The organism is Vibrio sp. Vb0888, from assembly GCF_033338835.1.
Classification (GTDB): domain Bacteria; phylum Pseudomonadota; class Gammaproteobacteria; order Enterobacterales; family Vibrionaceae; genus Vibrio; species Vibrio alginolyticus.
In genome coordinates this window covers 1-1,642 of the sequence record NZ_JAWOTL010000082.1, presented here as the reverse complement: position 1 = coordinate 1,642, position 1,642 = coordinate 1, and the positions used below count along the sequence as shown (strand labels likewise).

1 protein-coding gene and 1 pseudogene are annotated in these 1,642 nt (G+C 46.3%); both read right to left on the bottom strand.

Annotated features, from left to right (window positions below):
* On the bottom strand, nt 1-1,254 hold a 1,254-nt coding region (locus R7P72_RS23990; RefSeq protein WP_318110822.1), incomplete at its 3' end, for a tRNA(Met) cytidine acetyltransferase TmcA domain-containing protein.
* 124 nt (nt 1,255-1,378) lie between these two features.
* Nucleotides 1,379-1,642, bottom strand: a pseudogene (locus R7P72_RS23985) (chromosome partitioning protein ParB); the annotation flags it as partial.

Sequence of the window (1,642 nt, the reverse complement as noted above, 5' to 3'; positions counted from 1 at the left end):
GAGAATGACTCCGATGATATTTTGTTTATCCATCGCGAGATAAACGGAGCTGTTGTCATCTCGCAGTAAATGGAGCAAATCATTCGGTGAGGTTTGATAATGAGCATTAACCAGTAAAGCAAAGCATTCGCGTAGTAAGTTGGGTTGGTGAACCAGCGCTTGCTTGTCCACTTTGTTCAACGATACGTTCGCCATGCCTTCAATGGATTGCGGCGATAATTCCGCGTTCAAGATAAAAGCGTCATACAACCACGTTTCTAACTTATCATCTACGCTCCAACGAATTGGCTGCTGCATGTGATACGTCTTCATGCCAGGTCGTTGTTGTTGCAACCATTCAATGAACTTCAATGTGAAGCCACGTCCGCAGCCTTCATAGCCATGAATCGTGCTAGAAAAGACCAAACGATGATAATGCTCGGTGATTTGTTTGAGCATCGGAACGGGAATCGCAGCCGCTTCATCGACTAGCAACAAATCACACTCAGGCAGCGAAGACAACAATTCGTCAGGCGCAATAAACTGAATATACCCATAGCCGACTTCCAAACGGTCTTTCTTCATCTGTTTGGCATCCGTAAGTAAACGCTGCGCGTGCTGATAGACTGGCTCAACAGCGTTAATAGAAGGCGCGGTAAGTAATATACGCAGCGGCTTGTGTTGCAACAACTGAGCACAAGCGATACCTAACGCGCTGCTTTTACCTCTACCGCGATCAGCCGTGAGCACTAAAGGACGCTTGCGATGCCCATTCACCACTTTCTCGATTAATGAAACAGCGTGAGTCTGCTCTATGTATTCTGTATTTCTCTGCGCAATAGCAAACTCAGAAACCTGGGGAATGACTTTCCCCTGCTCAAGCACTATCAGCTTTTGCCATTGGGTCTGCATCCATTGCTCAGCGAAATGTTGTGGCTGAGCAGTATTTGTCACAACAAGTAGCATTCCACCGCCAACGAGAGAGCCAATTGCCGCCGTAAAGCTATTAGCATCGAACTCTTTTCGCGCGTCAAACAGCAGCACATCACATTCTCTTCCGAGTAGTCGATTTCCCTGCTTCATTCCAACACAAAAGGCACTCTCGAATGACCAATCCCCAACACAGAACCAACGTTGTGTGGTTTGAGTTTGAAGAAATGCAGAGAGAATGGACTCTTGCCAATCGGCCTCTCCTTGCAAAACAATGCCTGAGCGTTGAAAAGCATGTTGCGATTGGCGTTGAAGTGAAGATAGAAATTCAGATTGTGCGTGCATGGGGTCTATCCGATGTTGAACTGCCGCCATGTTATCACATCTACTATTCGGAGCATGCTTCCACACGCTCAAGATCGCAGACATAAAAAAACCGCCCGAAGGCGGTTATCGTTAAAGCTTAGTTTTATTGCATTTTGCTTTGAACAAAAGCAAGGATTTCTTCCATCAAGCTGTCATCGACTTTCTTCAGATTGAGAGCAAGATTGCTGCCTTTACGACTGTAGCTTGCTCGACCTTTGACAAGGTCAACTTTTTCAGCTTTTTTTGCAGGTTTAGCTGGTGCTAACTCTGAGATCCAACTTTCGATGCTTTCCGTCACTTCTTTGGTCAAACGAGCCACGCCTTGTGCCTTGCTACGTTGCCACAAGTAACCTTCAGATGTACGGCA